The sequence below is a fragment of the Paraburkholderia kirstenboschensis genome (assembly GCF_032806925.1).
GTDB lineage: Bacteria > Pseudomonadota > Gammaproteobacteria > Burkholderiales > Burkholderiaceae > Paraburkholderia > Paraburkholderia kirstenboschensis.
The window spans coordinates 1,624,665-1,647,627 of sequence record NZ_CP136512.1 but is presented as its reverse complement, the minus strand read 5'-3'; the positions used below and the strand labels follow the sequence as shown (position 1 = coordinate 1,647,627).

The window sequence follows — 22,963 nt, the reverse complement described above, 5'->3', positions numbered from 1 at the left end:
AGGCGTTGGAGTCGCGAGACTCTAACCGCCTTCGTCGTCGAACACCTTCGGGTACACGCGTACCAGCACGATGCGCGGACCCTTCATCTTTTTCACGACGACGTCGAAGCGATCGAACTCGACGCGCTGCCCTTCTGTGGGCAGATCGTTGAGGGCCTGAATGACGAGGCCGCCAACCGATTCGGCCTTGCCTTCGTCAATGTCGATACCCAACGCGCGCTCCAGCGACACCACCGGCAAGCTGCCCTTGCCCATCAACGTGCCGTCGTCCATGCGGGTCCAGTCGGCGTCGCCCTGACGGAATTCGTCGTGAATCTGGCCGACCAGCGCGCCGAGCAGGTTGTCGAGCGTGAGGAAACCGATAGGCTTCGAGTTCTTGTGACCGACCAGCGCAAAGTGCGGCGCGCCTTTGCGGAAGCGGCGAAACAGTTCGAGCGCCGGCATTTCCGGCTTGACGTATTGAACGGGGCGCGCGTACTGCGTGAGATCGTCGAGCGTACTGCCGGCATGGCGCGCCAGCAGCAGATCCTTCAAATGGATCATGCCGGCCACGCGCTCGCCGGAGGCGTCCTCCAACAACGGATAGCGGCTAAAGCGATGCCGCGCCACAACCTGCATGTTCTCCCGCAGCGGCAAGTCGAGCCGCAAGCCGATCATTTCATACGACGGGCGCATCAGGTCGGACACCGTCATGCGCGAAAAATCCAGCGAATGCGCGATGGTGTTCCACTCGTCCTGGCTATACGCGTCTTCCGGCGCGCCGCGTTCCGACGCAACGTTCGTGCGGCGGCTGCGCAGGATCAGCTTCAGTTCGTCGGTGGAGTAGTGCGAGTCGTGTGCATGGTCGGCGTTCAGGCCGGCGAGCTTCAGCACCGCATTGGCACTCGTGTTGAGCACCCAGATGGCCGGATACATCGCCCAATAAAAGCCGTACAACGGCGTGGCGGCCCACAGCGAAACCTTTTCCGCTTCGCGAATTGCGAGCGACTTCGGCGCGAGTTCTCCCACCACGATATGCAGAAACGAAATGCAGGAGAACGCAAAGAAAAGCGAAATGCCGTGGATCAGCTTTTCGGATTCCACGCCGGCGAGGCTGAAGAGCGGCGTGAGCAGTTCGGCAAACGCAGGCTCGCCGATCCAACCCAGGCCGAGCGACGCGAGCGTAATGCCCAGCTGACAGGCCGAGAGATAGGCGTCGAGGCGGCCATGCACCTTGGCGAGCAGACGGCCGCGCATGCCATGCCTTTCGGCGAGGCTCTGCACGCGCGTCTGCCGCAATTTGACCAGACCGAATTCGGCGGCAACGAAGAAACCGTTCAGGGCGACGAGAAACAATGCACCGATAAGGGCGACAACCTGGATCAAAGCGGACGGCTCCGGCGACAAAAGTTGTCAGTATAGAGGTTGAAAGCTCGCCGAAAAGTTAAACGCGAACCACACGCGCGGGGCGTGGCCGTTCATCTGGCCGACGACGCGCTCAACGGAACGCGCAATGCGAGCGTGGCCGGCGCGGCTTCAGTGGCGTCATGCTGATCGAAGCTGCCGCCATGCGCTTGCGCGACACGCTTGCTGAGCGCAAGTACCCACGCGATGCGATTCGCTTCCCGCGTTTCGCGGGCCTGCTTGCGCGCGAACGCTTCGAGCACATGAGGCAGCGATGGATCGTCCAGTGCGGCGCTCGTCACGTACGTGACAGCCGCATGCCAGCTGGTTGCATCCGCGCGCGATTCAAGCGTGACAGTCGCACCTTCTGCGCTGGATTCGACGGCAAACGTGAGCATCAGCCACAGCGCGGCGGCGAGCCGCTCCCGATCGCCATTCAGTTGCTCAGTGGCGAGCTGCGAGTTGATCGCGATCTCCACGCGTCGCGAACGCGCGAGTCCCGAGCGCACCTCTTCGGCGGTTTCATGGAGTAGCGGATGAAGCGGGAACGGCTCATAAACGAGCGCGAGCGATTTGGTCTCGGCGCGCGTGGCGTCGACGATCGTCTCAAGGAGCTTGACCTGCTGGTCGACGCCATTGCGGATGCCGGTGACCGCGCGCTGCGAATTGGGATCGTTGGGGTCGAGCTTACGCTCGAGCACGTAAGCCCAGCTATGAATAGCGTTCAACGGACCACGCAGATCGTGCGATACCAGCGAGAGCACGTGGTCGCGCATGAACAGCGCGGATTCAGCGCGCAAGTGCGCGGTGCGTTCGGATACGGCGAAGCCGGAAGTCACCGGTTGTGCGCCAGGGGACCCGGTTGAAGACGTTGTCACGATCGACCTCTCTGGCAATGCATGATGATTGGGAAAGCCCCATTATAGGCATGCCGCCGGGCGCCACCACCCTGGCCGGATGGACGGCTGGAACGCAATCGTCGTGCCACGCGGCATTGTTCGACCGCACTGCGCCAACGCGCCTACAATGTCGGTTTTACGTTTTTGAACTGAGGAGCGACACATGTCGACTGTGACTACCGAATCCGGCTTGAAGTATGAAGACATCGTTGAAGGAACGGGCGCGGAAGCGGTTGCTGGCAAGACCGTCAGCGTGCACTACACCGGCTGGCTGACCGACGGTCAGAAGTTCGACTCGAGCAAGGACCGTAACGACCCGTTCGCGTTCGTGCTGGGCGGCGGCATGGTCATCAAGGGCTGGGACGAAGGCGTGCAAGGCATGAAGGTCGGCGGCACGCGCAAGCTGACCATTCCGCCGCAACTCGGCTACGGCGTGCGGGGCGCGGGCGGCGTGATTCCGCCCAACGCAACACTCGTGTTCGAAGTCGAATTGCTCGACGTCTGAATCGTCGTTTGCTTTTTGCCATTGCGCATTTCCGATGACGCACGCCGCCGTTACCGCACCCAGCGTTTCGCTGCGCCGCTTCGAAGCGGCGCAAGCGTCGGACGTGCACGACTTTCACCAGGTCGTGCTCGGGCTCCACGGCGCGATGGTGATGTCGGTGGACGGTGTCGCGCAACAAATCGACGCGCACTGCGCCTGGCTCATTCCCGCGGGCGCGCGGCACGATTACGCCGGGCTCGGCGAGAACCGGCAGTTGGTGCTGGATCTTCCGGCTACGACGCTCGCCGTGCCCGAGCGTCTGTTCGACCGCGCGCGGGCCGTCACTGTCGACGCGCCGCTCACTGAACTCATTCAGCGCATTGCGTCGCGCGCCGCGAACGGTTTGCCGGCGGACGATCTCGACGCCCGTCGTTTCCATTGGGACGCTGCCGCACGCCTGGGCGCAGCCCTGGTGGCGGGCGCGGCGATCAAAGGCACTGAAGCCCCGGCCGCCGGACTCGACTTCGCCAGAATCGACCGCTGGCTGCGCGCGCATTTATCAGACCCGCTGCGTATCGCCGATCTCGCCGCGCATTGCGGCTTCGGCATGCGGCGCTTTCACCAACTTTTTATCGAAGCGTTCGGCGAAACGCCGCATCGTTATTTGCAGCGGCTGCGGCTCGATACGTCGCTCGTGCTACTCGCCGATCCACGGCTCTCGCTGACTGACATCGCGTTGGACATCGGCTTCGGCGATCAAAGCGCTTATACGCACGCGTTCACGCGACGGTTTGGTCTCGCGCCCGGCCAGTGGCGCGCGTTGCGGCATTGAGCGTCGCGCCGCTGAGCGTTGACCCAATGACGCGGCGAACCGCCAGGCATTGACGCATGAAAAAGGCGCGCTGACTGACAAGCTCAGCGCGCCATGTACTCACACTTTTCGATAACGCAGACTGCCTCAGCCTGCTAGACCGCGCTCCAGATCGGCGCGGATATCCGCTGCGTTCTCCAGCCCCACGGCGAGACGAATCAAGCCTTCGGTAATGCCTGCGGCAGCGCGTGCTTCGGGCGTCACGCGGCCGTGTGTCGTCGTCGCGGGATGGGTGATGGTAGTACGCGTGTCGCCGAGATTGCCGGTGATCGAGCAGATTTTCGTGCTGTCGATCACACGCCAGGCGTTCGCTCGCATCTGTTCCGGCGTGTCGCCCTCTAACTCGAACGAGACGATCGCGCCGCCGGCCTTCTGCTGACGCATGGCCAGCGCGTGTTGTGGATGCGACTCGAGGCCAGGATAAAACACGCGATTCACAGCGGGATGGTTATCGAGCCAGCGTGCGATTTCAAGCGCATTCGCCGACTGCTTTTCGACGCGCAGCGACAGCGTTTCCATGCCCTTGAGCAACACCCATGCGTTGAAGGCGGACAGCGTCGGCCCGGCGCTCCGCACGAACGGAAACACCTTTTCCATGATGAACTTCTTCGAGCCGACCAGCGCGCCGCCCAGCACGCGCCCCTGGCCGTCGAGGAACTTGGTGGCCGAATGCATGACGACGTCGGCGCCAAGCTTCAGCGGCTGTTGCAAGGCCGGGCTGCAGAAACAGTTGTCGACCACGAACAACGCATTTGCGGCTTTGGCGATCTTGCTGATTGCTTCAATGTCGGCGATCTCGGTCAGCGGATTCGACGGCGTTTCGAGGAAGAACATCTTCGTCTCCGGACGCACGGCGTTTTTCCACGCGTCCAGATTCGTCGGATCGACAAACGTCGTCGTGATGCCGAACTTGCTGAAAATCTGCGAGAACATGCCGAGCGTCGAACCGAACAACGCCTGCGAACTGACCAGGTGGTCACCCGCTTGCAGCGTGGACATCACCACGGACATGATCGCGGCCATTCCGGAAGCAGTCGCCATGCACGCTTCGCCGCCTTCGAGCGCGGCAAGACGGTCCTGAAACATCGAGACGGTAGGGTTGGTGAAGCGCGAATAGGTGTAATAGTCCTCGGAATTCTTGAAGCGCTCGGCTGCGTCCGCGGCACTCGCGAAGACGAAGCTCGACGTCAGGAAAATCGCTTCCGAATGCTCGTTGAAGTCGCTGCGCACCGTGCCCGAGCGGACTGCCAGCGTGTCGAAGTTCAGGGAGTCGTCCATGTTCGTTGTGGTTTCCAATGTTCCATGACTGCGTTCGGTGCGCGGTTTGTATGCGGTTGATATGCGGCGAAACCGCGGCCGAACGGCAGCAACAAAAAAGCCCGCTTCTGTGCCGGCGCTTTTGCGTCGGTACAAGCGGGCTTCATGTGCGGGGCAAAGCTGGAGCGGAGGCGGATGGTTGCAGCTTGTCCACCATTCGCTTTAGCTGTTTTGGGTTGCCCCGCGTCCGCAAGCTGAGATCAAATCGACGCAAGCTGTCATGCTAACACGCTCGCGGCGCGGCGTGCAGCGAGGCGCGCCATGCCGCGAACGGCAGTTCTGAAGTCAGCCCACCGACAACTGCAAATGCAGCTGCGAGCGCGCTGGGCCGCCGCCGTCGATCGCTTCGCTCGCGGCGTCGCGATCAGACTGCGACGACGGTGCGAGACGCGCGGTTTCGATGCGGTCGAGATACTCCGTGGTCACGTCACCGGTCACGTAGTTGCCGTCGAAACACGACGCTTCGAACTCCTTCAGCGCCGGGTTGATGTCGCGCACGGCTTGCTTGAGCGCGTCGACGTCCTGATAGACGAGATGGTCCGCGCCGATCATGCGTGCCACTTCTTCGTCCGAGCGGCCATGGGCGACGAGTTCACCACGCGTCGGCATGTCGATACCGTAGACGTTCGGGAATTTCACCGGCGGCGCCGCCGAAGCGAAAATCACCTTGTTCGCGCCGGCATCGCGCGCCATCTGCACGATTTCATGCGAAGTGGTGCCGCGCACGATCGAGTCGTCCACGATCAGCACGTTCTTGCCCTTGAACTCGATGCCCATGGCATTCAGCTTCTGGCGCACCGACTTCTTGCGCACCGCCTGGCCCGGCATGATGAACGTGCGGCCGACATAACGGTTCTTGAAGAAGCCTTCGCGATACTCGACGCCCAGCTTCTTCGCCACCTGCATTGCGGCCGGACGGGACGAGTCGGGAATCGGCATCACAACGTCGATTGCGACGTCAGGCAGCTCGCGCCTGATCTTTTCGGCGAGGTAGTCGCCCATGCGCAGACGCACGTTGTAGACCGGCACGCCGTCGAGCACTGAATCCGGACGCGCCAGATACACGAGCTCGAAGATGCAGGGGTTCAGGCTCGGGTTCGTCGCGCACTGCTGCGAATGCAGATTGCCTTCGATGTCGATGAAAATCGCTTCGCCCGGCGCGATATCGCGCACGAACTCAAAACCGATACCTTCGATCGCCACCGACTCCGACGCGAGAATCCACTCGACGCCTTCCGCCGTTTCCTGCTTGCCGAGGCAAAGCGGGCGAATGCCGAACGGATCGCGGAAGCCGAGCAGGCCGTAGCCGGCGATCAGCGAAACGATCGCATACGAACCCCGCACCCGGCGATGCACACCCGACACGGCCTTGAAGAGGGCAGCCGGATCCAGTTGCAGGCCCGAGCTCGAAAGCTGCAATTCGTGCGCTAGCACGTTGAGCATGACTTCCGTGTCGGAATTCGTGTTGATGTGGCGGCGATCGATGCGGAACATCTCATCTTTCAGCTGCTGCCAGTTGGTCAGATTGCCGTTGTGCGCGAGGATGATGCCGAACGGCGCGTTCACGTAGAACGGCTGGGCTTCTTCTTCGCTCGACGCCGAGCCGGCGGTCGGGTAGCGCACCTGGCCGATGCCGGTGTTGCCCGGCAGGCTGCGCATGTTGCGCGTGCGGAACACGTCGCGCACCATGCCGTTGGCCTTGTGCATGTGGAAATTGCTGCCGTTCGCCGTGGCGATGCCGGCGGCGTCCTGACCGCGGTGCTGCAGGAGCAGCAGGCTGTCATAGATCAGCTGGTTGACCGGAGAATGGGAAACTACGCCTACGATGCCGCACATGGCATGTCCTTCAAAGGTACGAAATTCGTCAGAGCGGCCGGTGCCTCGCAAGCGCACGATATGACGCGACGGGTTCGCGACATGATGTAGAGGCAGCCGGTTTGAGCCGGATTCCTGCGGCGTTCCTTGGACACTCATTTGCTCGTCACACGCGGACGTAGGCAGCGAGCGTCTCCGGAAGCAGCGGTTTCATTACGTGCACGCCCTCTACCGCATATGGCCGCAGCAAGGCGTTGCGCCAGAATTCCTGTTGGGGCAATTCGGTCAAGCCTGCAAGGGCGACCAGAATCAGCACCAGAACGACCCCACGCACGAGGCCGAACATCAAACCGAGCGAGCGGTCCACGCCGCTCAGGCCGGTAGCCTGCACGATGCGGCTAAGCAGCGCGTTCAGCACGCTCGCCACCAGCACCGCACCGATAGCCACCAACGCGAAGGCCAGCAGCCACTGCGTCAACGCGCCGCCCGGCCACGTGGACGGAATATACGGCACGACATAACCGACGAAGCGGCACGCAATGAAAAACGCCGCGATCCAGCCAATGAGCCCGAACACCTCGGACAGAAAACCGCGCCATGTGCCGCGCAAGGCCGATAAACCGATTACCGCCACTACAGCGTAGTCGAAGGCAGTGAACATCGCTCGCTTACTGTGCCGCGCCGTTGTTCACGCCCGACGCCAGGCCGGCCTCGCGAACCTTTGCAATTGCGGCACTTGCCGCTGCCCGGTCCGCGAACGGCCCGGCACGCAAAAGCGTGAGCGATGTGCCGTCAGCCTGCTTCCGATGTTCGGTATATGCGGGCACTCCGGCCGCTTTCAACTTGGTCGCCCAACTGCGCGCGTTCGCTTCGTTTGCAAAAGCGCCGAGCTGGACGGCAAAACGGCTGCCAGGCGGCGAGGCCGGCGTGCCGGAATTCGCATCCGTACTGGCGGCGGAGTTGGATTCCTCCGCCGATGGCGCCGCGGCCGTTGCATTGCTGTGCGGTGCCGGCTTGGCGGCCGGCTTCGCCGCAACTGCTGGCGCTGCGGTGGCCGGCGCGGGTGCGGGCGCAGGCGCGGAGTTGGCGGCGACGGCGGGCGCCTGCGGCTTCGCAGCCGCTCTGGCGGCAGGCGCCGGATTCGGGTTCGCTTCCGCCGGCTTGGCGTCCTGCTTTGCTTCCTGGGTTGCGTTCTTCTTTGCGCCGCCTGACTGCGTTTGCGCGGCGGTGGTAGCGGGCGCAAGGCCCGAAGCCGCGAGCGCTGCGTCGGGCGTCGGATTGTCCGGCGCTACGCCCGCCTGAGTGTCTTCTTCGCGCCGCGCGAGCTTGGGTGCCGGGCGACTCGGAATGTCGATGGAGATGTCGTCGGTAACAGGTTTCGGATGCGAGTCCAGCACCATGGGCAGCACGACCACCGCCGCCACGACCATTGCGATTGCACCAACCAGCCGACGCCGCGCGCGCTGCTTTTCGGGCAACGTGGGGTCGAGCAGCATCGCATCGGCTTCAACGGTGCGCTCCGTGCGGCGGGTCCGCCGCTCCACGCGCTCGCTACGGGCAGCCCGGGTGGAACTGGTGTTTGCGTCGCGCCGGCTGCGCGCGTCGTCTTTCTTGCCGAACGAGAAAATTCCCATGAATCGCTTGGTTCGAGCGTGGCGCCCGTTCAGTGTTGCTGCGATTTACGGTAGGACATGACGCCCGCTACCGTATAGAAGCTGCCGAAAACCACGATTCTATCATTCTCTGACGCCCGCTTTAGCGCATCTTGGTACGCCTCGGCGGGCGTGGCGTAGCGCGTCACCGTGCTGTCGGCGCTGTCGCCCACGCCTTGCGCGTGCAAGGCGGCTTCCAGTTCTTCCGCCGATGCCGCTCGCGGCGTCGGCAGATCGGTCACACACCAGTGATCGATCTCGCCCTTCAGATGCGCGAGCACGCCGGCAATGTCCTTATCGCCCATCATGCCGAACACACCGTAGGTGTACGGGAAAAAGCCCATATTGCCGAGGTTCTGGCTCAGCACGGCGGCCGCATGCGGATTGTGACCGACGTCCAGCACGACTGCCGGCTTGCCCGGCAGAACCTGGAAACGCCCGGGCAATTCGACGTTCGCGAGACCGAGCCGGATGTCCTGGGCCGAGACCGGCAGACGATCGCGCAGCGCCTCCAGACCGGCCAGCGCCGCGGACGTATTGATCAATTGATTCGCGCCCCGCAACGCCGGATAGGCGAGCGCGGACCGGCGCAGCGTCGGGCCGACGTAGCTCCATTGCTGGCGCTCGCTGCCGGCCTGCCCTTCGTAGCGAAAATCGCGGCCGAATAGCCACAATTCGGCGCCAATCTGCTGGGCATAGTCGATGAGCGTTTGCGGCGGAACCGGGTCCGCGCAGATCGCCGGCCTGCCCGCCCGGAAAATGCCAGCCTTCTCGAGCGCTATTTTTTCTCGCGTGTCGCCGAGATATTCGGTGTGGTCGATGTCGATGCTCGTGATGATCGCGCAATCGGTATCCAGAATATTGACCGCGTCGAGGCGGCCACCCAGGCCGACTTCGAAAATCACCGCGTCCAGTCCGCGCGACGCAAAGAGGCTCATGATCGCCAGCGTCGTGAATTCGAAGTAAGTGAGCGAGACGGGCTCGGGAAGGCTCGCTCGTGCGGTTTCGACCTTCTCGAAGTGCGACAGCAGATCGGCGTCGCTCGCCATCTGGCCGTTTATCCGCGCGCGCTCGTTAAACGACAGCAAATGCGGCGAAGTATGACAACCTACGGCAAAACCGGCGCGCAGCAGGATCGATTCGAGAATCGCGCACGTCGAGCCTTTACCGTTCGTTCCGCCAACCGTGATCACCGGGCACGCGAACGACAGCTGCATCGCGTCGCGGACCTGACTGATGCGCGCGAGACCCATGTCGATGCCGACCGGATGCGCGGATTCAAGGTGCGTGAGCCACGCGTCGAGGGTGGGGAATGTGGTCATCGGGAGAATCGCGAGAAAATCATTGAGCGGTGCGACGAACATGCGCGGGACGGCACATGGTGCTGCAGGTGAGACCGTGATTATCCCGGAAATGACAGCGCGCCGCTTGATTGCTCACGCGGCGCGCTGTTTTTACTGCTTTTCGACGAGGACGGCGTTCGACGGACCGTGCCGGTCAAGCGCCGCTTACGCGACGGCGTCCGCCGGCTGATGGCTCAACAGCGCCATTAATTGCGCGAGTTCTTCGCGCAGCTTGCGACGGTCGACGATCATGTCGATGGCGCCCTTCGTCAGCAGGAATTCGGCGCGCTGGAAGCCTTCCGGCAGCTTTTCACGCACAGTTTGTTCGATCACACGCGGGCCGGCGAAGCCGATCAGCGCCTTCGGTTCCGCAATCACGACGTCGCCGAGGAAAGCGAAACTCGCCGAGACGCCGCCCATGGTCGGATCGGTCAGCACCGAGATAAACGGCAGCTTGGCTTCGGCAAGCTTGGTCAGCATGGCGGTGGTTTTCGCCATTTGCATCAGCGAGAGCAGGCTTTCCTGCATGCGCGCGCCGCCCGAAGCGGTGAAGCAGATGAACGGCACTTTTTGCTCGAGCGCGTTCTGGGCGCCGCGCGCGAAGCGCTCGCCGACCACCGAGCCCATCGAACCGCCCATGAACGAGAATTCGAAACAGGCCACGACGACTGGCAGCGTGTGGATCGCGCCGCCCATGACGACCATTGCGTCGGTTTCGTCGGTGTCGTCCATCGCCTCTTTCAGGCGGTCGGGGTACTTGCGGCTGTCCTTGAACTTGAGGGCGTCGACCGGAACGATTTCCTGGCCGATTTCATAGCGGCCTTCCGGATCCAGCAGGCCGTCCAGCCGCTCGCGCGCGCCGATACGCATGTGGTGATCGCACTTCGGGCAAACGTGCAGATTGGCCTCGACGTCGTTGCGGTACAGCACGGCTTCGCACGACGGGCACTTGATCCACAGGCCTTCCGGAATCCCCTTGCGGTTCTTCGGGTCGGTTTGTTTGATTTTCGGCGGTAGCAGCTTATCGAGCCAGCTCATATTCAATCCTTCTGGGGTCAACGGTCGAGCAAACGGCGGGACAAACCCCGCCGCTCGCACTACAGACGACAAAATTACTGTTATCGGGCGGTCGCGACGCTATCGAGCGCCTCGCGCACTTCGGCGACGAAGCGCGTGAGCGTCCCGGCGGCGGCTTCGGGAGCCGTCTGCTCGAGCAATTGCACGATACGGCTGCCGATCACAACGGCATCGGATACTTCGGCCACGAGACGCGCCGTTTCGGCGTCACGGATGCCAAAACCGACGCCCACCGGCAGGGGCACGCGCGACTTGATCGCCGGGATTTTACTCGCGATGCTGGAAACGTCCAGATTTGCTGCTCCGGTCACGCCTTTCAAAGAGACGTAATAGACATAGCCGCTGGCTATTTTGCCGACTTCCGCGATACGTTCGTCGGTCGAAGTGGGCGCCAGCAAAAAGATCGGGTCGATGCCCGCGGAACGCATTTTTTCGGCGAAGTTAGCGCATTCTTCCGGCGGATAGTCGACCACCAGCACGCCGTCGACGCCCGCTTCGTTCGCTGCCTTCGCAAAGGCTTCCGCGCCCATGCGTTCGATGGGATTGGCGTAGCCCATCAGCACGACCGGCGTGGTGTCGTTGGTCTCGCGGAAGCGTTTGACGTCCGCGATCACGCGGCGCAGCGACACGCCGTGTGCGAGTGCCCGCTCGGACGATTGCTGGATGACCGGACCGTCCGCCATTGGGTCGGAAAACGGCACGCCGAGCTCGATCACATCGGCGCCGCCTGCGGCAAGCGCGTGCATGAATTCGACCGTGCGGGCCGGATCGGGATCGCCGGCCGTCATGAAAGGAATCAGGCCTTTTTTGCCTTGCGCGGACAGCGCGGCGAACGTGTTCTTGATACGGGACATGGAGTTATTCTCGATTGAGCTACTGCGCTGGCGCTCGGCGCGTTGCGTCATTGGACTTCGGTTTGCCGCTGAGCCTTGGCTTTGGCCGGCCGACGCGTTGCGGGCGCGGCAGCAGCCGCGCTCACGCGTTCGCGCGCTATCGCGCAGTAGCTTTCATTGATCTCATAGCCGACGAATTCGCGCTGCTGGCGGGCGCAAGCGACTGCGGTGGTGCCGCTGCCCATGAAAGGGTCCAGCACGCGGCCGCCCTTCGGACAACTTGCCAGCACCATTCGCTCGACAATCTCCAAGGGCTTTTGCGTGGGATGATCGACGCGCTCGGCGTGTTGCCGGTGCAGCCTCGATACAGACCAGACGTCCTTCGGATTATAGCCAAGCTCGAGCCACTTACTGCCCTCGAACAATTTTCGCGAACGCGCCTTCTTCGTGACTGCATCGTACGGGATGCGGACGGGATCGAGGTCGAAATAGTAATCTTTCGACATCGCGAAAAAGCCGATGTTGTCATGCACCGAAGTAAACCGGCGCACCGTTCCGCCCATGCTCGGCACGCGCCGGTCCCAAATGATTTCGTTGATCATCGTGAGTTTTGTCTTCAGGAAGCTGAAGATTTCCGGCGCGTACTGCCACGTGCAAAAGATATAAAGCGAGCCCGACGGCTTGAGCTTCGGGATTGCCAGCTCAAGCCAGCCGCGCGTCCAGGCCAGAAAATCGTCGCCGGTTCGCATGTCGGAGTCGTTGCCGTAATCCTTGCCGAGCCCATATGGCGGATCGCATAGGATCAGGTCGATCGACCCGTCAGGAATGTTCGCTACATCGATCAGAAAATCGCGGTTCAACAACTGGATGCCCGCAGGCACCTGCGGCAAAAGCAAAGCAGGCGCCTCCGGCGTCAGAAGTTCGCCGGCCGGCGTTATTTCAGCGGTCGCCGGTTGCGGCTCGTCGAACTCGTCACGCATCGTTGCGGCGCTCAGAACTGAATGCCCGATCGCTCGGCGACCGTGTGCATGTCCTTGTCGCCGCGGCCCGACAGATTCACCAGAAGGTGCTTGTCCTTGGGCAACGTCGGCGCGAGCTTCGTGGCGTAAGCCAGCGCGTGGCTGGACTCCAGCGCCGGGATGATGCCCTCGATGCGGCAGCAGTCGTGGAACGCCTTGAGCGCTTCTTCGTCGGTGATACCCACGTATTGGGCGCGGTTGATCTCTTTTAGCCACGCATGCTCTGGCCCGACGCCCGGGTAGTCGAGACCCGCCGATATCGAATGGGTCTCGATGATCTGGCCGTTCTCGTCTTGAAGCAGATAGGTACGGTTGCCGTGCAGAATCCCGGGACTGCCGCCGATCAGCGAGGCCGCGTGACGGCCCGACTCGATGCCGTCGCCCGCTGCTTCCACGCCGATAAGCTGGACCGCCGTGTCGTCGATGTACGGGTAAAAAATGCCCATTGCGTTCGAACCGCCGCCAACGCACGCGATTACCGCATCCGGCTGGCGCCCGATGAGTTCGGGCATCTGCACCTTGCACTCATCGCCGATCACACGCTGGAAGTCCCGCACCATCATCGGGTAAGGATGCGGCCCCGCCACCGTGCCGATGATATAGAACGTGTTTTCAACGTTCGTCACCCAGTCGCGCATTGCTTCGTTCAGCGCGTCCTTCAGCGTGCGCGAACCCGACTCCACCGGCACTACCGAGGCCCCGAGCAGCTTCATCCGGTAGACGTTCGCGGCCTGGCGGCGCACGTCTTCGGCGCCCATGTAGACCACGCATTCCATGCCAAAGCGCGCGGCGATGGTCGCCGTGGCGACGCCGTGCTGGCCGGCGCCGGTTTCGGCGATCACGCGCGGTTTGCCCATGCGCTTGGCCAGCAATGCCTGGCCGATCACGTTGTTGATTTTGTGCGCGCCGGTGTGATTAAGGTCTTCGCGCTTGAGGAAAATCTGCGCGCCGCCCAGCAGTTCGCTCCAACGCTGCGCGTGGTAAATCGGCGACGGCCGGCCAACGAAGTACTTCAGTTCGCGCTCGTATTCGGCGACGAACTCCGGGTCTTTCTGGAATTTCTCGTAGGCAGCACGCAGCTCGTCGAGCGCGTGGACCAGCGTTTCAGCGACGAATACGCCGCCAAACTGGCCGAAGTGGCCTCTTTCGTCAGGCAAGTTGTACATGTGATCACTCATATCTGGCGCGCGGCATTCTGCTGAGGCGCCGCGCCGCGAAATCATCCGGCATCCGCCGCGCGCACCGCGCGCACGAATGCCGCCATCCGGGCGTGATCTTTCACGCCCTTGGCGCCCGGTACTTCGATGCCGCTCGAGACATCGACCGCGTACGGGCGCACGCGATGGATCGCGTCACTGACGTTTTGCGCGTTCAACCCACCACTCAAAACGGCCCGACGCGCGAGCTCTGCTGGAATAAGTGACCAATCGAAAACCTTCCCGCCGCCGCCATAGCCTTCGACATGGGTGTCGAACAGAAAGCCGTTGGCGGCTGAATAGTTGAGAGCCGATTTTACCAAATCGGCCGGTTGAGTATCCGCCGCAACTCGCAGCGCGCGCAACCAAGGCAAACCCGCAACGCTGGCGAGCGATTCGCATTGATCCGCCGTCTCGTCGCCGTGGAACTGCAACAGCGAGAGCCCGACGTTGCTGACCACCTCGTGCATCCAGTCGGGCGTGGGGTTCACGAACAGGCCGACCACCGAGACAAACGGCGGCACTTGATGCACGAGCTCGACGGCCTTCGCGACGCTCACTGAACGCGGGCTCGGCGGATAGAACACGAGGCCGATGGCGTCGGCGCCGAGATCTATCGCGTGGCTGATGTCGGCGGGTGTCGACAGCCCGCACAGCTTGATGCGCGTGCGCCGCGGAATGGCTTGCTCAGGCGCGCCAGCGGCGGCTTCATTCGCGAGGCTGTCGGACCCGTGATTTTCAGAGTTCATGATTGTGCCTGCTCGTTCCATACGGTACTCCACGGCACGCTGCCGGTACGCGGCGCGGGCACCGCGAAGTGCTCAGGATAGCCCACTTCCGCAAGATACAACCCGTCCGGCATGAAGGTCGGCGCGGCGCATTCGCGGTCGCGGCTCGCGAGCACTTCGGGCATCCACGCGACTGGCCGTCGACCCTTGCCGACATAGACGAGGCACCCCATCAGGTTGCGCACCATGTGATGCAGAAACGCGTTCGCCCGGAAGCGGAAATGAATGAAGTCGCCCTGTTGCTGAATATCGATCTGGTACAGATGCTTGACCGGCGTCTTGGCCTGACACTGCGACGAGCGGAACGCCGAAAAATCGTGTTCACCGATTAAGTGGGCCGCTGCCGCCCTCATCGCGTCTATATCTAGCGGCGTGTGCACCCAACCGGCGCGCGCTGCCAGCATCGGCGAGCGCACCGGATGCACGTACAACAGATAGTAATAAGTGCGCTCGAAAGCCGAAAACCGCGCGTGGAACGCTTCGGGCATCGGCTTCGCCCACTGCACGGAGATCGTCTTCGGCAAAAACGAGTTCGTGCCGCGGATCCACGAAATGTCCGCTCGATCGAGCTCTGTATCGAAATGCACGACCTGGCCGAGCCCATGCACGCCCGTATCCGTGCGGCCGGCTACGACGGTATGCACCGGCGTCTGCGCGAATTCGCGCAGTGCCTTTTCGAGCTCGTCCTGAACCGTGTTGCCATGCGGCTGCGACTGCCATCCGCAGAACGCCGAACCGTCGTACTGAACGCCTAAAGCAATCCGCTTCACGACAACGGAGCGAGCGTCGAGAGCAACGCGCGGGCATCGTTGCGCGTGGCCGGATCGTTTGCCTCGATCACTTCGTTAATCAGCGTGCGTGCGCCGGCCAGATCGCCCAGTTCGATGTACTCGGCCGCCAGGTCCAGCTTGTTGCGAGCGATGCGGGCAAGGTCGGCGGGCGTGAACGCCGGCAGCGGCTGAGCCGGGCTTGGCGGCAACTCCAGGTCGAAGTCGAGCTTCAGCGCCCCGAAGCCCGCTGTGCCCAAGGTGCCGGCACCGAGACCTGCCACGGCAGCGCGGCCGGCGGTCCCGGCTGCGATTTCGTCGGCGGCATGCGGGGCTTGCTCGGCATCCGGCGGCAAAACGGCTTGGCGCGCCGTCGCTTCCTGAGACGCGACGGGCTGTGTGCTCAGCGACTCCGGTGCATGAATGGTTTCTGCCGCCGACTCCACGCGCGGCGGCAAGGGCATATCGAGACTGCCGAATGCATCGAGGGCGTCGCGCGGGAAGTCTGCCGGCGCCTGGACACGCGGCTGGTCGGCCGCTGCCGGCTGCGCGGGCAAGTCGATGTGGTCGTCGTGGACTTGCGTGGTCGTCGACGGAGTCTGAGGAGTCAACGGCTCCATCGGCTCTTGCGGCAACGGCTCGTCGTCCCATTCCAGACGATGCGAAAGCGGTTCCGGCTCCCACGCGTCGTTGACCGGTTCGAGCGGCGCACGCGGCAGCGCGTCGGCGCCTAGTTCGGCGGCGGCGTCGAGGCTGGCGATCGTCGTCGCGTCGTCCAGTTCATGGTGGTGCTGGGCTGGTGCCAGTTCGGATTGTTCCAGCGCAGCGGCTTCCCCCGGCGCGGCGTGGCCGGCGCTCGGCTGGGCGTTCGGCGCTGACAAGTCCGCCGATGGCTCGTGCTCCGCGGCTGGTTGCGCCGTCTCGCGTGCGACCGCAACCTCTTCAGCTGCGCGTTGCGCAGTATCCGGCTCCGCTGCTCCTTGCTCTGCCGCTTGGCGCGCTTCAGCTTCGCGCGAAGCCGCCGCGCGAATTTCCGCCTCACGCTCTGCGGCGACGCGCTCCGACATTTCACGAGCGGCGGCTTCGCCCTCGGCAGCTTCCCGCTCGGCGGCGGCCATCGCGGCCGCATGCTGCGCGGCGGCGGCGTCCGCGTCGGATAGATTGGGCTCGACCACGTCGTCTGCAGGCACAACCCGATTTGGCGGCTCAGCCGCCCCAGGCGCCGCTATGCCGTCCACTGACGCATCGCGTTCCGCCTCTGCCAGCCGTTCACGCTTGCGCCGGCCAAGACGCAAGGCGGTCAGCAGCACGACCAGCGCGGCGCCGATCGCCGCGCCGACAGCGAGGTTCGTCTGCGAAATGCCAGTGTCATTCGACGGGGTCATTGCAGTGCCCGGATGACCGGGCACGACCGCCGCAGACGACGCGCCCGCCGCCGGTTGTGCGCTGCTTGCAGGCGGCGCGACCGGTGCTGCTGGGGACTTGCCGATGCCGTGCTTCTGCAACTCCATCAGCACGCGATTCTTGAGCGCCAGCAACTGCTGCAAGCTCGACACTTGCGCGCGCGGCTGCGAGGCCCCAGCGGCTGCGGTTGCCTCGCTTGCCGAGGGCTGGACCGAGCCGGCCCACACATGCGTGCCGCTTGCAGCCGATGCAGCTTGCGACCCGGCAGCTGGCGCCGACGATACCGCGTCGCTCGACGCAACGGAGCTTGCGTCGCTCGCCGAGCCTTGAACCGCAGGCGCGGCCGGCGTCGCAGCTCGTGTAGCGGTGCTTTGCCCGCCCGCCGCACTTGCCGTTGCTGCATTGCCCGGCGCAGCGCCACTTGCGACAGCTCCGACTGCTGCATTCGACGACGAGCCACTGTCAGCAGCCGGCGCCGATGCCGGACCCGCTGCAGACGCGGCAAACGCGCCCGACGCGTCCAGCGCCGGCACGCTCAGCACGGCGACCAATCGCATACGATTCGGATCGTGGCCCATGAAGGCGTTCGGATTCGCGTCGAAGAGCGCGCGGGCCGCGCGTGCGAGCGTGGCGCGGTCGTGTGACTGGGTGACGGCAATCGCCACGTCGTTGAGCGACTGACCGGGCTGAACCGTATATTGGCCGCCAGTCGCAGAGGAGACAGACGCGGACCCGGAAGCGGATACCGAAGCGCCGCCCGGCGCACTCGCGGCGTCGCCGGGCGCGGCTATGGCGGTGCTCGAAGCGGCGCCCGTCAACATCAACGCCAAAGCGGCTGCGACCGCAAGGCGGCCGGTATCTGGGCGCGCAAACATGGCCCGAAGGGAAGAGAGTCGAAGATTCATCGGGACTCCTGGCGCGTCAGCGCGCGGCCCTTTTTTGCGGTTATAAAAAGACAAGATATTCGGAGCACACAAATGAAAAAAGCGCCGCGCAAGCGCGACGCTTCTTGAGTTTTCTACGCGTCGTGACCGCGTAGTTTACTTTACTTGTCGAGCACAATGCGAAGCATGCGGCGCAGCGGCTCGGCTGCGCCCCACAACAGCTGGTCGCCGACCGTGAATGCCGACAGATATTCGCCGCCCATGGCCAGCTTGCGCACACGGCCGACCGGCACCGTAAGCGTTCCCGTCACCACTGCCGGCGAGAGGTCGCGCATGGACGCTTCGCGCTCGTTCGGGACAACCTTGACCCAGTCATTGCCCGAAGCGAGGATGCTGTTCACTTCGTCGAGCGGCACGTCCTTGTTCAGCTTGATGGTCAACGCCTGCGAGTGGCAGCGCATTGCGCCGATCCGCACGCACAGACCGTCTACTGGAATCGAGCCCGGCGTACCCATGGCCGGCTTGCCGAGAATCTTGTTGGTCTCGGCGCCGCCCTTCCATTCTTCCTTCGACATGCCGTTGCCGAGATCCTTGTCGATCCACGGAATCAGCGAGCCGGCGAGCGGCACGCCGAAGTTGTCTGTCGGCATGCGGTCGCTATTCATGGCGGACAACACGCGGCGGTCGATATCGAGAATCGCCGACGACGGATCAGCCAGATCTTCCTTGGCTGCGCCGTATAGCGTGCCCATTTGTTGCAGCAGTTCGCGCATGTTCTGCGCGCCCGCGCCCGACGCGGCCTGATACGTCATGGCCGTCATCCAGTCGACGAGGTTTTCGCGGAACAGGCCGCCGAGCGCCATCAGCATCAGGCTGACCGTGCAATTACCGCCGATGAAATTCTTTTGCCCCTTGACCAGCGCGTTCTTGATCACGTCGAGGTTGACCGGATCGAGAATAATGACCGCGTCGTCCTTCATGCGCAGCGACGAAGCCGCGTCGATCCAGTAGCCGTTCCAGCCGGCCGCGCGCAGCTTCGGGAACACTTCGTTCGTGTAGTCGCCGCCCTGGCAGGAGATGATTGCTTCGCACTTCTTCAGGTCTTCGATGCTTGTTGCATCTTTGAGCTTGGTCTCGTTTTTGGCGAACGACGGCGCGTTGCCGCCCGCGTTGCTGGTGCTGAAAAACACCGGTTCGATCAAGTCGAAATCGCCTTCCTGTTGCATGCGTTGCATCAGGACGCTGCCGACCATGCCGCGCCAACCTACGAGACCTACGTTCATGACTTCATACCCTTCGAGTGGAAACTTCCCCGCATCTTTGCCCGCAGTGACCGCGCGGGGAAGATGAGCGGGCACGACGGACGATCAGCGCTTCGTGATCGTTTTCGGGGTAATCGTTTTAATGGATGTTGCGGTGGTAATGGCGAGCTCAACCACACGGGCCGTTTTGCCGTGCAGTTTCGAAATCGAGGAGATTTGAGCCATTTGTGCCATCGCTACAATATACACGAAAACCGGAATCCGGCGACGTCAATGTCCGTCGCTGCCGTCCGTATAACGCGCGAATCGGCCTTTTTGAAGGCCGATTCGCGTTTTTGAGGCTGGTTAATGAGCTGACTGATGTTTCGTCAAGCCACGCGCGCACCCGGAAGCTGGTCCGGGCGTGAGCGGTAGTTACAGCGCCGCGACAACGGCGTCGCCCATGGCGACAGTGCCGACCTGCTTGCAACCGGGCGTCAGAATGTCGCCGGTCCGGTAACCTTGTTCAAGCACCTTCTTCACCGCATTTTCGATGCGATCCGCCTGCCCGGCCTTGTTCAGCGAATAACGCAGCATCATGGCAGCCGACAAAATGGTTGCCAGCGGATTCGCGACGCCCTTGCCCGCGATGTCCGGCGCGGAACCGTGCGACGGCTCGTACAAGCCTTTGTTGTTCTTGTCGAGCGAGGCCGACGGCAGCATGCCGATCGAGCCCGTGAGCATTGCCGCTTCGTCGGAGAGAATGTCGCCGAACATGTTGCCGGTCACGATCACGTCGAACGATTTCGGCGCCTTGACGAGTTGCATCGCGGCGTTGTCGACGTACATGTGCGACAACTCGACGTCCGCGTATTCCTTCGACACGTCGATCATGACGTCTTTCCAGAATTGCGACGTTTCGAGTACGTTGGCTTTATCCACCGATGTGAGCTTCTTGCCGCGCTTTTGCGCCGCTTGAAACGCGACGTGGGCGATGCGGCGCACTTCGGGCTCCGAATAGCGCATCGTGTCGAAGCCTTCCTTCGAGCCGGCAAACAGGCCGTCCGGCGCTTCGCGCACGCCGCGCGGCGCGCCGAAGTAGATGTCGCCGTTCAGTTCGCGCACGATCAGGATGTCCAGACCCGAAACGATCTCTTCCTTCAGCGACGAAGCACCGGTCAATTGCGGATAGCAGATCGCCGGCCGGAAGTTCGCGAACAATTGCAGATGCTTGCGCAGACCGAGAATCGCCTGCTCGGGACGCAGCGCGCGCTCGAGCGTGTCGTACTTCCAGTCGCCGACGGCGCCGAACAGAATTGCGTCGGCTTCCTTGGCGAGCGCGAGCGTGGAATCGGGTAGCGGATGACCCTTCGCTTCGTAACCCGCGCCGCCAACCGGCGCTTCTTCCAGTTCAAACTTTTCGCCAAGCACGTTCAGAACCTTCACGGCCTCTTTGACGATTTCGGGACCGATGCCGTCGCCCGGCAGCACTGCGATCTTCATGCGAATTCCTTAGTGATTTTCTTCCAGGCTTCGAGCCTGAGCTACAGACGCGCCTCAAGCATTCAAGCGCATTCAAGCGCATTCAAGCGCGCAAGCCTTAACCGACGATGCGATGAGCGAGCCACGGCTGCTTCGCAATACGCTCGGCTTCGTACTGGCGAATCTTGTCCGCGTGACGCAGCGTGAGGCCAATGTCGTCGAAACCGTTCAGCAGGCAGTACTTGCGGAACGCCGCGACTTCGAACGGATACTCGGTGCCGCCGTCCGAGGTGCGTACGACTTGCGCTTCGAGGTCGATGGTCAACTGGAAACCGTTGAACGCATACGTTTCGTTGAACAGGTGATCGACCTGCTGTTCGCTCAGCACGATAGGCAGCAAGCCGTTCTTGAAGCAGTTGTTATAGAAGATGTCGGCGAAACTCGGCGCGATGATCGCGCGAAAGCCGTATTGCTGAAGCGCCCAAGGCGCGTGCTCACGCGAGCTGCCGCAGCCGAAATTCTTGCGTGTGAGCAGCACCGAAGCGCCCTGATAACGCGGCTGGTTCAGCACGAAATCCGGATTCAGCGGACGCTTCGAATTGTCCTGACCCGGCTCGCCGTGATCGAGATAACGCCATTCGTCGAACGCATTCGGACCGAAACCCGTGCGCTTGATCGACTTCAGGAATTGCTTCGGAATAATCGCGTCCGTGTCGACGTTCTCGCGATCGAGCGGCGCCACGACGCCGGTGTGTACGGTGAATTTATCCATGACGCTTGCGCCTGTTTCAGGACCGGGCGATGCGCGTGGCGGCATGAAAGCCGCTCGCCGCATCGCCGGCAAAAATCAAAAACCGGTTATTTTTCAGCGTGATTGCTGATCGAATTGCCGAGGTGCGACATGTCCTGCCCAAATCCGTGCACCGTGTTGCAGCCGGTTAGACCGAGCAGTAGCCCAGCCAGAGTACCGAGCGCGAAGCGGCGCAGTAGAGCGGTGCGATTCATGTTCTTCATCATGCGATTTATCCCAGCTTGCGAATATCGACAAAATGCCCTTCGATGGCCGCGGCTGCGGCCATGGCGGGGCTCACGAGATGGGTACGGCCACCGGCGCCCTGACGACCTTCAAAATTACGATTCGACGTGGACGCGCAACGCTCGCCCGGATCCAGCCGGTCGGCGTTCATCGCGAGACACATCGAGCAGCCTGGCTCACGCCATTCGAAACCGGCGTCTGTGAAGACCTTGTCGAGGCCTTCACGTTCCGCCTGCGCCTTCACCAGACCCGAACCCGGCACGACCATGGCGAGGCGGATGTTCGGCGCGACGGGACGACCCAGCTTCTTCACGACGTAAGCCGCGGCGCGAATGTCTTCAATGCGCGCGTTGGTACACGACCCAATGAAGATTTTATCCGGCTTGATCGACTCGATCGGCGCGTTCGGTTCGAGCGCCATGTATTTGAGCGCGCGTTCCATTGCATCGCGCTTGCCCGGGTCTTTCTCGCGCTCGGGATCCGGCACGCGGCCGTCTACGGCGGTGACCATTTCCGGCGACGTGCCCCACGTGACTTGCGGCACGATGTCTGCCGCGTTGAGTTCGACAACGCGGTCGAACTGCGCGCCTTCGTCCGACTTGAACTGTTTCCAGTACTCGACCGCGTGATCCCACTCCGCGCCTTGCGGCGAGAACGGGCGGCCTTTCAGATATTCGATGGTAGTGTCGTCGACCGCGACCATGCCGGCGCGCGCGCCCGCTTCGATCGCCATGTTGCAGACCGTCATGCGGCCTTCCATGGACAGCGAACGGATCGTCGAGCCGCCGAATTCGATTGCGTAGCCCGTGCCGCCCGCCGTGCCGATCTTGCCGATGATCGCGAGCACGATGTCTTTCGCCGTGCAGCCGCGCGGCAGCGGGCCCTCGACCTTCACCAGCATGTTCTTGCTTTTCTTCTGCAAGAGCGTTTGCGTGGCGAGCACGTGCTCAACTTCCGACGTGCCGATGCCGTGCGCAAGCGCACCGAACGCGCCGTGTGTGGACGTATGCGAGTCGCCGCAGACGATCGTCATGCCCGGCAGCGTGGCGCCCTGTTCCGGCCCGATGATGTGCACGATGCCCTGACGCAGGTCGTTCATCTTGAACTGCGTGATGCCGTAGGCGTCGCAGTTCGAATCGAGCGTATCGACTTGCAGCTTCGAAACCGGATCGGCGATGCCGTGGCTGCGGTCCGTGGTGGGCACGTTATGGTCCGAAACGGCCAGGTTCGCGCTGATGCGCCACACCGGACGCTGAGCCAGCTTCAGACCTTCGAACGCCTGGGGGCTGGTCACTTCGTGCAGCAAGTGACGGTCGATATAGAGAATCGTCGTGCCGTCTTCTTCCGTGTGGACCACGTGTGTGTTCCACAATTTGTCGTAGAGAGTCTGTGCCATGGTATTCGGGGTAGTAATGACTGCGGGCTGACTGTGTCGATCGATTATGCCACGCAAACTCTCGCCCTGGGCCGTC

21 protein-coding genes are annotated in these 22,963 nt (G+C 62.9%); 2 read left to right on the top strand and 19 right to left on the bottom strand.

From position 1 onward, the window contains the following. Positions 1-21 precede the first annotated feature (21 nt). Together RW095_RS16210 and RW095_RS16205 are read right to left on the bottom strand one after the other, a co-directional pair. A complete protein-coding gene (locus RW095_RS16210; protein ID WP_317016932.1) occupies positions 22-1,365 on the bottom strand; it encodes a hemolysin family protein in 1,344 nt (447 codons plus the stop codon). A gap of 92 nt (positions 1,366-1,457) precedes the next feature. Continuing rightward, a complete protein-coding gene (locus tag RW095_RS16205; RefSeq protein ID WP_317016931.1) occupies positions 1,458-2,261 on the bottom strand; it encodes a sensor histidine kinase in 804 nt (267 codons plus the stop codon). Positions 2,262-2,445: 184 nt separating this feature from the next. Between RW095_RS16205 and RW095_RS16200 the strand changes: the two genes are divergently transcribed. Together RW095_RS16200 and RW095_RS16195 are read left to right on the top strand one after the other, a co-directional pair. Next, on the top strand, positions 2,446-2,787 hold the full coding sequence (locus RW095_RS16200; protein WP_006047612.1) for an FKBP-type peptidyl-prolyl cis-trans isomerase: 342 nt from the start codon (positions 2,446-2,448) through the stop codon (positions 2,785-2,787). 34 nt (positions 2,788-2,821) lie between these two features. After that, entirely contained in the window at positions 2,822-3,598 is a 777-nt protein-coding gene (locus RW095_RS16195) for an AraC family transcriptional regulator (protein ID WP_317016925.1), read from the top strand. 126 nt (positions 3,599-3,724) lie between these two features. Here the strand turns inward: RW095_RS16195 and RW095_RS16190 are convergent, their stop codons facing one another. From RW095_RS16190 to leuC, 17 genes are all read right to left on the bottom strand, one after another. Further along, entirely contained in the window at positions 3,725-4,915 is a 1,191-nt protein-coding gene (locus RW095_RS16190) for an O-succinylhomoserine sulfhydrylase (RefSeq protein ID WP_317016923.1), read from the bottom strand. Positions 4,916-5,239: 324 nt separating this feature from the next. Then, a complete protein-coding gene (gene purF, locus RW095_RS16185) occupies positions 5,240-6,790 on the bottom strand; it encodes an amidophosphoribosyltransferase (RefSeq protein ID WP_020071046.1) in 1,551 nt (516 codons plus the stop codon). A gap of 145 nt (positions 6,791-6,935) precedes the next feature. Further along, positions 6,936-7,430: a CvpA family protein gene (locus tag RW095_RS16180; RefSeq protein WP_317016921.1), complete on the bottom strand. Its 495-nt coding sequence runs from the start codon at positions 7,428-7,430 to the stop codon at positions 6,936-6,938. Between the two features lie 7 nt (positions 7,431-7,437). Further along, positions 7,438-8,403 (bottom strand): SPOR domain-containing protein, encoded by a 966-nt coding sequence (locus tag RW095_RS16175; protein ID WP_317016920.1) that lies wholly within the window; start codon positions 8,401-8,403, stop codon positions 7,438-7,440. Positions 8,404-8,432: 29 nt separating this feature from the next. Beyond that, positions 8,433-9,743, bottom strand: a complete 1,311-nt coding sequence (gene folC / locus RW095_RS16170) for a bifunctional tetrahydrofolate synthase/dihydrofolate synthase (protein WP_317016919.1) — start codon at positions 9,741-9,743, stop codon at positions 8,433-8,435. Positions 9,744-9,929: 186 nt separating this feature from the next. Further along, positions 9,930-10,802, bottom strand: a complete 873-nt coding sequence (gene accD / locus RW095_RS16165) for an acetyl-CoA carboxylase, carboxyltransferase subunit beta (protein WP_012428630.1) — start codon at positions 10,800-10,802, stop codon at positions 9,930-9,932. Between the two features lie 80 nt (positions 10,803-10,882). After that, positions 10,883-11,695 carry a tryptophan synthase subunit alpha gene (gene trpA / locus RW095_RS16160; protein WP_201703367.1) on the bottom strand — a complete coding sequence of 271 codons (813 nt, stop codon included), beginning with the start codon at positions 11,693-11,695 and terminating at the stop codon, positions 10,883-10,885. Positions 11,696-11,742: 47 nt separating this feature from the next. Further along, positions 11,743-12,654, bottom strand: coding sequence for a DNA-methyltransferase (locus RW095_RS16155; RefSeq protein WP_317016915.1), 912 nt, complete (start codon positions 12,652-12,654; stop codon positions 11,743-11,745). An 11-nt stretch (positions 12,655-12,665) separates the two neighbouring features. Beyond that, positions 12,666-13,859 carry a tryptophan synthase subunit beta gene (trpB, locus tag RW095_RS16150; protein WP_317016913.1) on the bottom strand — a complete coding sequence of 398 codons (1,194 nt, stop codon included), beginning with the start codon at positions 13,857-13,859 and terminating at the stop codon, positions 12,666-12,668. 53 nt (positions 13,860-13,912) lie between these two features. Continuing rightward, a complete protein-coding gene (locus RW095_RS16145; protein WP_394365085.1) occupies positions 13,913-14,659 on the bottom strand; it encodes a phosphoribosylanthranilate isomerase in 747 nt (248 codons plus the stop codon). After that, complete coding sequence (truA, locus tag RW095_RS16140; RefSeq protein ID WP_317016911.1) at positions 14,635-15,447, bottom strand: tRNA pseudouridine(38-40) synthase TruA; 813 nt, start codon at positions 15,445-15,447, stop codon at positions 14,635-14,637. Before truA ends, RW095_RS16145 begins: the two co-directional genes overlap by 25 nt. Continuing rightward, a complete protein-coding gene (locus RW095_RS16135) occupies positions 15,444-17,753 on the bottom strand; it encodes a FimV/HubP family polar landmark protein (protein ID WP_317016910.1) in 2,310 nt (769 codons plus the stop codon). The genes truA and RW095_RS16135 overlap by 4 nt, the downstream gene beginning before the upstream one ends. A gap of 140 nt (positions 17,754-17,893) precedes the next feature. Beyond that, complete coding sequence (gene asd, locus RW095_RS16130) at positions 17,894-19,015, bottom strand: aspartate-semialdehyde dehydrogenase (protein ID WP_027805102.1); 1,122 nt, start codon at positions 19,013-19,015, stop codon at positions 17,894-17,896. Between the two features lie 393 nt (positions 19,016-19,408). Further along, positions 19,409-20,476 carry a 3-isopropylmalate dehydrogenase gene (leuB, locus tag RW095_RS16125; protein WP_317016906.1) on the bottom strand — a complete coding sequence of 356 codons (1,068 nt, stop codon included), beginning with the start codon at positions 20,474-20,476 and terminating at the stop codon, positions 19,409-19,411. Positions 20,477-20,573: 97 nt separating this feature from the next. Next, complete coding sequence (gene leuD, locus RW095_RS16120; RefSeq protein WP_128597984.1) at positions 20,574-21,227, bottom strand: 3-isopropylmalate dehydratase small subunit; 654 nt, start codon at positions 21,225-21,227, stop codon at positions 20,574-20,576. Positions 21,228-21,313: 86 nt separating this feature from the next. Beyond that, positions 21,314-21,472 (bottom strand): entericidin A/B family lipoprotein, encoded by a 159-nt coding sequence (locus tag RW095_RS16115; RefSeq protein WP_020071059.1) that lies wholly within the window; start codon positions 21,470-21,472, stop codon positions 21,314-21,316. Between the two features lie 5 nt (positions 21,473-21,477). Further along, entirely contained in the window at positions 21,478-22,887 is a 1,410-nt protein-coding gene (leuC, locus tag RW095_RS16110; protein WP_317016904.1) for a 3-isopropylmalate dehydratase large subunit, read from the bottom strand. Positions 22,888-22,963: the final 76 nt, after the last annotated feature.

What these genes read in the sequence shown, in the direction of transcription:
- asd (WP_027805102.1), bottom strand. Translation starts at nt 19,015, where the DNA reads ATGAACGTAGGTCTCGTAGGTTGGCGCGGCATGGTCGGCAGCGTCCTG.
- folC (WP_317016919.1), bottom strand. Translation starts at nt 9,743, where the DNA reads ATGACCACATTCCCCACCCTCGACGCGTGGCTCACGCACCTTGAATCC.
- RW095_RS16200 (WP_006047612.1), top strand. Translation starts at nt 2,446, where the DNA reads ATGTCGACTGTGACTACCGAATCCGGCTTGAAGTATGAAGACATCGTT.
- RW095_RS16115 (WP_020071059.1), bottom strand. Translation starts at nt 21,472, where the DNA reads ATGATGAAGAACATGAATCGCACCGCTCTACTGCGCCGCTTCGCGCTC.
- RW095_RS16180 (WP_317016921.1), bottom strand. Translation starts at nt 7,430, where the DNA reads ATGTTCACTGCCTTCGACTACGCTGTAGTGGCGGTAATCGGTTTATCG.
- RW095_RS16195 (WP_317016925.1), top strand. Translation starts at nt 2,822, where the DNA reads ATGACGCACGCCGCCGTTACCGCACCCAGCGTTTCGCTGCGCCGCTTC.
- RW095_RS16145 (WP_394365085.1), bottom strand. Translation starts at nt 14,659, where the DNA reads ATGGAACGAGCAGGCACAATCATGAACTCTGAAAATCACGGGTCCGAC.
- trpA (WP_201703367.1), bottom strand. Translation starts at nt 11,695, where the DNA reads ATGTCCCGTATCAAGAACACGTTCGCCGCGCTGTCCGCGCAAGGCAAA.
- leuB (WP_317016906.1), bottom strand. Translation starts at nt 20,476, where the DNA reads ATGAAGATCGCAGTGCTGCCGGGCGACGGCATCGGTCCCGAAATCGTC.
- trpB (WP_317016913.1), bottom strand. Translation starts at nt 13,859, where the DNA reads ATGTACAACTTGCCTGACGAAAGAGGCCACTTCGGCCAGTTTGGCGGC.
- purF (WP_020071046.1), bottom strand. Translation starts at nt 6,790, where the DNA reads ATGTGCGGCATCGTAGGCGTAGTTTCCCATTCTCCGGTCAACCAGCTG.
- RW095_RS16135 (WP_317016910.1), bottom strand. Translation starts at nt 17,753, where the DNA reads ATGAATCTTCGACTCTCTTCCCTTCGGGCCATGTTTGCGCGCCCAGAT.
- RW095_RS16155 (WP_317016915.1), bottom strand. Translation starts at nt 12,654, where the DNA reads ATGCGTGACGAGTTCGACGAGCCGCAACCGGCGACCGCTGAAATAACG.
- leuC (WP_317016904.1), bottom strand. Translation starts at nt 22,887, where the DNA reads ATGGCACAGACTCTCTACGACAAATTGTGGAACACACACGTGGTCCAC.
- accD (WP_012428630.1), bottom strand. Translation starts at nt 10,802, where the DNA reads ATGAGCTGGCTCGATAAGCTGCTACCGCCGAAAATCAAACAAACCGAC.
- leuD (WP_128597984.1), bottom strand. Translation starts at nt 21,227, where the DNA reads ATGGATAAATTCACCGTACACACCGGCGTCGTGGCGCCGCTCGATCGC.
- RW095_RS16175 (WP_317016920.1), bottom strand. Translation starts at nt 8,403, where the DNA reads ATGGGAATTTTCTCGTTCGGCAAGAAAGACGACGCGCGCAGCCGGCGC.
- RW095_RS16190 (WP_317016923.1), bottom strand. Translation starts at nt 4,915, where the DNA reads ATGGACGACTCCCTGAACTTCGACACGCTGGCAGTCCGCTCGGGCACG.